The organism is Agromyces sp. P1_H4 (assembly GCF_056405255.1).
The window spans coordinates 1-7,384 of sequence record NZ_JBFUCL010000189.1 but is presented as its reverse complement, the minus strand read 5'-3'; the positions used below and the strand labels follow the sequence as shown (position 1 = coordinate 7,384).

At 73.0% G+C, this 7,384-nt stretch carries 8 protein-coding genes; 2 read left to right on the top strand and 6 right to left on the bottom strand.

Annotated elements, in window-relative coordinates:
• Positions 1-402: 402 nt before the first annotated feature.
• From AC1DY2_RS12145 to AC1DY2_RS12120, 6 genes are all read right to left on the bottom strand, one after another.
• Positions 403-783: a DUF1304 domain-containing protein gene (locus tag AC1DY2_RS12145; RefSeq protein ID WP_476762664.1), complete on the bottom strand. Its 381-nt coding sequence runs from the start codon at positions 781-783 to the stop codon at positions 403-405.
• A gap of 35 nt (positions 784-818) precedes the next feature.
• Positions 819-1,976 carry a winged helix DNA-binding domain-containing protein gene (locus tag AC1DY2_RS12140; RefSeq protein WP_476762663.1) on the bottom strand — a complete coding sequence of 386 codons (1,158 nt, stop codon included), beginning with the start codon at positions 1,974-1,976 and terminating at the stop codon, positions 819-821.
• A gap of 2 nt (positions 1,977-1,978) precedes the next feature.
• Entirely contained in the window at positions 1,979-2,800 is an 822-nt protein-coding gene (locus tag AC1DY2_RS12135) for an ABC transporter permease (protein WP_476762662.1), read from the bottom strand.
• The gene (locus tag AC1DY2_RS12130; protein ID WP_476762661.1) at positions 2,800-3,696 is read right to left on the bottom strand and encodes an ATP-binding cassette domain-containing protein; all 897 of its coding nucleotides are present in this window, start codon (positions 3,694-3,696) and stop codon (positions 2,800-2,802) included. The genes AC1DY2_RS12135 and AC1DY2_RS12130 overlap by 1 nt, the downstream gene beginning before the upstream one ends.
• 146 nt (positions 3,697-3,842) lie before the next feature.
• Positions 3,843-4,616: an isocitrate lyase/PEP mutase family protein gene (locus AC1DY2_RS12125; RefSeq protein WP_476762660.1), complete on the bottom strand. Its 774-nt coding sequence runs from the start codon at positions 4,614-4,616 to the stop codon at positions 3,843-3,845.
• A 70-nt stretch (positions 4,617-4,686) separates the two neighbouring features.
• Positions 4,687-5,898 (bottom strand): cysteine desulfurase-like protein, encoded by a 1,212-nt coding sequence (locus tag AC1DY2_RS12120; protein ID WP_476762659.1) that lies wholly within the window; start codon positions 5,896-5,898, stop codon positions 4,687-4,689.
• A gap of 73 nt (positions 5,899-5,971) precedes the next feature.
• Here AC1DY2_RS12120 and AC1DY2_RS12115 point away from each other — a divergent pair, with 73 nt between their 5' ends.
• Together AC1DY2_RS12115 and AC1DY2_RS12110 are read left to right on the top strand one after the other, a co-directional pair.
• Entirely contained in the window at positions 5,972-6,922 is a 951-nt protein-coding gene (locus AC1DY2_RS12115; RefSeq protein ID WP_476762658.1) for an LssY C-terminal domain-containing protein, read from the top strand.
• On the top strand, positions 6,919-7,384 hold a 466-nt coding region (locus AC1DY2_RS12110), incomplete at its 3' end, for a hypothetical protein (protein WP_476762657.1). The genes AC1DY2_RS12115 and AC1DY2_RS12110, both read left to right, overlap by 4 nt.

The following is a 7,384-nucleotide window of genomic DNA, read 5'->3' as shown; positions in this document are numbered from 1 at the left end:
GGGCAAGAGGCAGGGACGCGCCGGCCGTGGTCGTCTACGGGGCTGCGGCCCGGAGCGCGACGACGAGGCGGCGGAGCGAGCGCAACAGCGGCGGCGCTTCCGGCATCGCGGTCGTACGGCGTTCGGGGGACGCGACCATGAGGGAGCCTCGGGGACAGCCCAGGGGAGGGCGAGCGTTCAACGCGGAACGGGGCCGATCGATGCCGGCTCGTCAGTAGCCCAGTCGCGACGCCGGAGCGTCGCGCCTCTCGCACGCTGACACGTGCGATTCACTCGCGCCCGCCGAGCCGAGCGACCCGGAAGTCGCGATCGGCGGGAGTGCTCTGAAAGCTACGCCTGCCCGCGAACAGCGCATAGGACCCCATTCGGGGGAGGGTGGGCGGGGAGTCCGACCCCGGCGGCTCAGGACAGGGCGAAGAGCACGAACCCGATGAGCGGCAGGGTGCCCTGGATCAGCGCGGGTCGCAGGTAGCCGCGGCCGGTCGTCGTCAGCACGAGGGCCGCGAGCACCATGCAGGCGGTGGTGAAGAGCACGAGCGCCTTGCCGACGTCCACGGCGCCCGCCCAGTACATCACCAGCCCGAGTGCCGCCCCGATCCCGAGGAACAGGTTGTAGAAGCCCTGGTTGTAGGCCATCGGCCGCGTGGTGTCGGCTGACGCCTGGTCGGCGACACCGAACCGCTTCCACGTGGACGGGCGGGTCCACCACACGCTCTCCATGAGGAAGATGTAGCCGTGCAGGAGCGCGGCGAGGGCGACGAAGATGCTCGCGATGACGGCCATGGCGCGATCGTATCGGTCGGGCGCACCGGGGGCGGTCAGGGCGCGGCGGCCGGCTGCGGCTCCACGGACATCGTGACGGGAACGCCGAGGAAGCGTTCCAGGTCGGCGACGGATGCCGCGAGCGCGCGTTCCTCGGGAGCCGAGAACGCGCGCCACGGCACGACCCTGGCGGTCGCGCGCTTCGCCTGCACGACCGGCGCCCATCGTCCGGCCATGACGCCGTCGACCATGAGCGCGTGCAGGGGGAACTCCGCGGGCACCGCGTCGCGGTCGGCGGGGAGCAGGTAGGTGCGAGGTGCGGCGTAGCCCATGATGTACTCGTCGTACGCCTGCAGCAGGTCGACCACGGGTCCGTCGGCGGTCGTCGGCGATGCGCCGTCGACGGATGCTGCGCCGACGGATGCCGCGTCGACGGATGCCGCGTCGACGACGTGCCGCGTGCCCTCGACGTCGATCCACTCGAGGCGGCCGGAGCCGGCCCGGTCCGCGGCATCCGCGAACGCCTGCCGGGTGTCACCGAGCGTGAAGCCCGACCAGGTCGCGAAGTCGCGGTCGGTGACCGGGCCCCGCGAGGCGATGAAGCGCGCCGCCAGGTCGGCGAGCGCCTCGTCGCGCGGTCGCGGGGGCGAGGCCGGCACCCGTTCGTCGAAGGCGGCGTACGTGCGCTGCTTGCCGGCGTTCGCCCCGCTGATCGCGACGCGTTCCAGCTCGGCCGTCATCATGACGTAGACGAAGCTGAGGCCCGTGCTCTCGATCCCGCCGGCGTCGAGTGCCGCGGCGAGCTCGGCGCGGGTGCGATGCCCGCCCGCCAGTGACGCGGCGACGAGGTCCAGGGCACGGGCCGCGACGTCGCCCTCGATCCCGGTGCGACGGTAGTGCGTGCCGTTGGCGCGGTGCACCCGTTCGGCCGAGAGCTCCATGATCCAGCGGGCGTCGTCGGGGTGGAGGAAGTGCCACGTCGGTCGCAGCACGTGCGTGCGGAGGATCTCGCCCGCGTCGAGCGCGGCGGCGACGGATTCGGCATCCGGTCGCCGCTCGACGGGCACCCGCGCGGCGAGCCCCCACTGCGCCGGCACGAACTCCTGCGCCTGCACCGCCGCGAACCGCCGCACCACCTCGGGAGCCGACGCGTCGAACGGCGCGCGCAGTCCCTGCACGCGCAGGCGCAGTTCCCGCAGGCCGGCCAGGTCCACCGCTACTGCACGTCCCGTCGCCAGGTGGTGGCGCCGCCGATGACCGTCGCCAGCACGCCGATCGCGAGCAGCACGAGCCCGCCCTGCCACCAGTCCAGCGTCTGCGTTCCACCCGCCGACGCCATGCTGTAGAACGAGGCGCCGACGAGCGCGTCGCTCGCCGCCCCAGGCAGGAACTGCCCGATCGACGCCGTGACGTCGTTGAGCGACGCCGCCAGGCGCAGGATCGGCTCGACGAACTGGGTGAACGCGATCACGATGACGATGGCCGCGACCTGGTTCGGCACGAGCGAGCCGAGCCCGACKCCGATGGTCGCCCAGAGCGCCATCGCGAGGATGCCCCGGCCGACGAGGGCCCACGTGTCGCTGTCGCCCAGGCCGCTGTCGAGGCCGAACAGGGCGAGCGCTCCGGCGCCTGCGGCGACCGACGTGGCGAACGCGATCACGCCGAATCCGGCGCCCAGCACGAGCTCCGACGCGAACTTCGCGCCCAGCACGGTGGAGCGGTTCGGCTGGGCGAGGAACGTGGGCGTCAGTGTCTTGTGCCGGAACTCCCCGGTGACCGCGAGCGCGCCGAGCAGCACGGGGAACACGTAGCCCACCGACGAGGCGAAGCTGTAGAGCAGCGGAGCGAGCTGGGCCCCGGGCGGCAGCTGCGTGCTGCCGCCGGCCCGCGACGCGACATCCGGATTCTCGATCGCCCAGCCGAAGAACGCGCCGAGCCCGCCGGCGAGGAACGCGACGTAGGCGACGAGCAGGATGGCGAGCAGCCACCACATGCGCGTCGTGAAGACCTTCTGGAACTCCGAGCCGATCGCGCGCATCAGTGCACCTCCTCGCCGACGAGCGTGAGGAACGACTCCTCGAGTCCGGATTTCAGTCGATGCAGGGCGCTGAGCTCGACGCCGCCGGCGAAGGCCGCGTGTCCGACGAGGCCGGGATCGGGCTCGTCGACGATGAAGCCGCTGCGTCCCTCCGTGAACGCCAGTCCGGCCTGCTCCAGCGCCGCGGCGAGACTCGGCCGGTCGGGGGAGTCGACGATCGTGCGCGGTGCGGCATCGAGCTCCAGGCTCGACAGCGTGCCGGTCTTCACGAGCCGGCCGCGCGAGATGATCACCACGTCGTCGACGCTCTGCTGCACCTCGCTGAGGAGGTGGGAGCTCACGAGCACCGTGCGTCCTTCGCGCGCGAGCCCCTGCAGGAACCCTCGGATCCACTTGATGCCCTCGGGGTCGAGCCCGTTGATGGGCTCGTCGAGCACGAACACGCCCGGGTCACCGAGCAGCGTGTAGGCGAGCGACAGCCGCTGGCGCATGCCGAGCGAGTAGCCGCCGACGCGCCGGTCGGCGAACTCGTCGAGGCCGACCTGCTCGAGCACCACCGGCACGCGGTCGCCCGGGATGCCGGCCGCGGTGGCGTACACGCGCAGGTGGTTGCGGGCCGTGCGGCCCGGGTGGAAGTTCGCGTCGAGCGCTGCCCCCACGGTCGTGAGTGGCCGCGGAAGGTCGCGGTACGCGGTGCCGCCGAAGGTCGCAGTGCCGGCCGTGGCGCGCACGAGCCCGAGGAGCACCCGCAGGGTCGTGGTCTTGCCCGCGCCGTTGGGGCCGAGGAACCCCGTGACGCGGCCGGGCTCCACGGTGAAGCTGAGGTCGTCGACCGCGGTCACGTGGCCGAACTGCTTGCTGAGCCCCGAGATCTCGATGGGGATGCCGCTCGTCATGCGCTCTCCTCACGTGCGGGGGCGTCAGCAGCCGCGGTGGGCCGCACCCCCGCACGGCCCCGGGCGGTGGGAACCGCCACAGGGCCACCCTAGCGACGGACCGGTGCGCGGGACATCCGTCGGGCGGGGGATTCGCGGAGTGGCCGCTAGTTGAGCGGTCGGATGCCGGCGGGCAGCACGCCGCCGTCGTAGAGGTAGCTCGCCAGGTCCTGCAGCTCGGCGAGCACGACGCGCTGGCTGTACGGGCCGTAGGAGAGGCGCGCGACGCCGAGCTCCTGGAGGCGCGTGGGCGTGGGCACGTCGGGGAGCCCGATGAGGCTGACCCGCTGCTCGCCGAGCCCGGCGACGAGCTCGACGACGACGTCCTCGCCGAAGTTGCCGGGCACGAAGACGCAGGTGGCGCCGGCCTCGAGGTAGGCGCGCCCGCGCTCGATCGCGTCGGCGACGTTCGCGTCGCGCTCGCGGTCGCGACCGCGGAGGAACGCGTCGGTGCGCGCATTGAGCACGAACGGCACGCCCTCGGCCTCGCCGGCGGCCACGGCGGCCTCGACGGCGGCGACGGACTCGGCGAGGGGCTTCAGCTGGTCCTCGAGGTTCGCGCCGACGACGCCCAGGCCGATCGCGCGGCGGATCGTCTCGCCCGGGTCGCCGTAGCCGGCCTCGAGGTCGGCGGTGACGGGAACGTCGACGGCGGCCGCGATGCGCCCCACCATGTCGAGCATCAGGTCGACGGGGATCTGCTCGCCGTCGGGGTACCCGAACGTGGCGGCGATGGAGTGACTGGCCGTCGCGATCGCGCGGGTGGCGTGCAGCGCGGCCACGGCCTTGGCGCTCACGACGTCCCACACGTTGACCACCTGCAGCAGTTCGGGGTCGGTGTGCAGGCGGCGGAGTTCGGCAGCGGTCTCGGCGAGGGTCATCCGTTCAGCCTACGGACATGGGCGGCGGCGCGACACCCGGGGCGTCAGCGCAGCGACTCGGCGGAGGCCGTCAGCGCAGCGCCCAGGCGAGCCCCTCGAGCAACCGGTCCACGTCGGCGTCGTCGGTGTACGGCGCGAGCCCCATGCGCAGGCCGCCCGCATCGCCGAGGCCGAGGTGCCGCGACGCCTCGAGCGCGTAGAAGTTGCCCGACGGCGCGAGCACCTTCCCCTCGGCGAGCGACCGGGTCAGGTCGGTCGCCGCACGGCCCTCGAACGTGGCGAGCAGGGTCGGCGTGCGCCGCGCTGCACGCGACCGGATCGACGCGCCCGGCAGCGCGGCCAGCCCCTCCTCGAGCCGGGCGAGCAGGCGCGCCTCGTGCTCGTGCAGCGCGGCATACGACGCGGTGAGGCGCTCCCGCCGCGACTCCGCCGCCTCGGCCGCGTCGGGGTCGAGCCCCGCCAGCACGTCGACGGCGGCCGTGACCCCCGCCAGCAGCTCGTAGGGGAGCGTGCCGAACTCGAACCGCTCGGGCACCACGTTGGTCGCCGGCAGCAGCTTGTCGGGCAGGATCCGCTCGAGCAGCTCGGGCCGGGCGGCGAGCACGCCGCAGTGCGGGCCGAGGAACTTGTAGGGCGAGCACACGTAGAAGTCGGCGCCCAGTGCACCGACCGCCGGCAGCTCGTGCGCGGTGAGGTGCACGCCGTCGACGAACACGAGCGCGCCGGCGTCGTGCGCCGCGGCGGCGATCCCGGCGACGTCGGGCTTCGTGCCCAGCAGGTTCGACGCCCCCGTCACCGCGACGACGCGGGTGCGCTCCGAGAGCGCCGCGGCCGCGGCATCCGTCGACAGCTCTGCGGTGTCGGGGTCGAAGTCGACCCAGCGCACCGTCGCCCCCGCGTGCTCGGCCGCCTGCACCCACGGCCGCACGTTCGCGTCGTGGTCGAGGCGGGTGACCACCACCTCATCGCCGGGACCCCACTCGCGTGAGAGATGCCGCGAGAAGTCGTAGGTCAGCTGCGTCGCGCTGCGGCCGTGCACGATGCCGCGGGGGTGCGCGTCGAGCAGGTCGGCCATCGCCAGCCGGAACCGGTGCACCGCGGCCTCGGCGCGCTCCTCCGACTCGCCGATCGTGCCGCGATTCGAGAGCGGCCCGGTGAGCACGGATGCCACGGCGTCGCCGACCGCGCGCGGCGTCTGCGTGCCGCCCGGACCGTCGAAGTGCGCCCACCCGCTCTCGAGCGAGGGGAACAGCGAACGGATGCGCGCGACGTCGTAGGCCATGCGGGCAGCCTAATCACGGCGGGGCGGTGGCACGAGCGGCCGTCGGCGTGGTCCCGCGGACTAGCATGCAGTCATGGGCGGGGTGGGCGCCGAGGCATCCGGTGCGGCAGGCGAGGCGCCACGGCGCGGGTTCTCGTTCAGCGCGCTGCTCGACGGCTTCTTCTTCGTCTTCGCCGGGCTCGCGGCCATCTGGCTCGCCTACCTGCTGTTCACCGAGTCGTTCTCGTTCGGCTGGTGGGGCATCCTCGGCTTCGTGCTGTTCTGGGCGCTGCTCGCCTACCTCGTGCTGCCACGGCTGCACCGCATCCTCACCACCATCTACGTGCCCGACTACTTCATCGGTCGCGCCCGCACGAGCGACGGACTCCTCGGCGACCCCGTGAACCTCGCGGTGCTCGGCGACGAGGCACAGCTGCACGCCGCGATGCTCGCCGCCGGATGGACCCGCGCCGACGAGGTGACCCTCGGCTCCAGCTGGCGCATCGTCACGTCCACCGTGACCCGGCGCAGCTACGACGAGGCGCCGGTGAGCCCGCTCTTCCTGTTCGGGCGCCAGCAGGACTCCGCGTACCAGCAGGAGGTGGCCGGCAATCCGGCGAAGCGGCACCACGTGCGCTTCTGGCGCTGCCCCGACGGCTGGCTGCTTCCCGGGGGATCCCGCGTCGACTGGCTCGCCGCGGGCACGTTCGACCGCGCCGTCGGCTTTTCGCTCTTCACCCTGCAGGTCACGCACAAGATCGACGCCGACACCGACGTCGAACGCGACCACATCGTCACCACGGTGCGCGACGCGCACCCCGCCGTGCGCGTCGAGGTGCTGCGCGACTTCGCGACCGGCTACCACTCCCGCAACGGAGGGGGCGACTCGATCATCACCGATGGCGACCTGCCGGTGATCGACGTGCGCGGTGTCCCGGTGGCGGATGCCGCGGCGGCGGTGTCGGTTCGGGATGCCGCGACGGACGCGTCGGTTCCGGATGCCGCGGCCGGGGCATCCGCGCTCGCAGCAGGCGGTGACGCATGACCGCCGTCGAGAAGCGCCCGGCGTTCGAGCCGCCGGCCGCGCTCGTCGCGCCAGTCGCGGGTCCGCCCGTCATGCGCCGGCCCATCTCGACCACCGTCGGCGCGGCACTCGTGCTGCTGCGGGTGCTGGCGGGTGCCGTCTGGCTGGGCGCGCTCTCCCTCCAGTGGGACCAGGTCTTCACCGAGGCGGTCGACGAGGTCGGCGACCCGATCACCGGCGACGCGTTCGCGGCGACATCGCAGGCCGTCTACACGTTCACCGTCATCCTGATCGGCGTCGTGCTGCTCATCGACCTCGTGCTCGGCGTGCTGACGTGGCTCGGCCTCAACTGGCCGCGCATCGTGGTCATGGTGATCTCGACCATCAGCATCAGCTCGTCGTTCGTGACCTGGTGGGTCGGCGACCAGGAGATCACGCTGCAGACCACGTTCGTGACGCTCGCGCTCGACATCCTGGTCATGC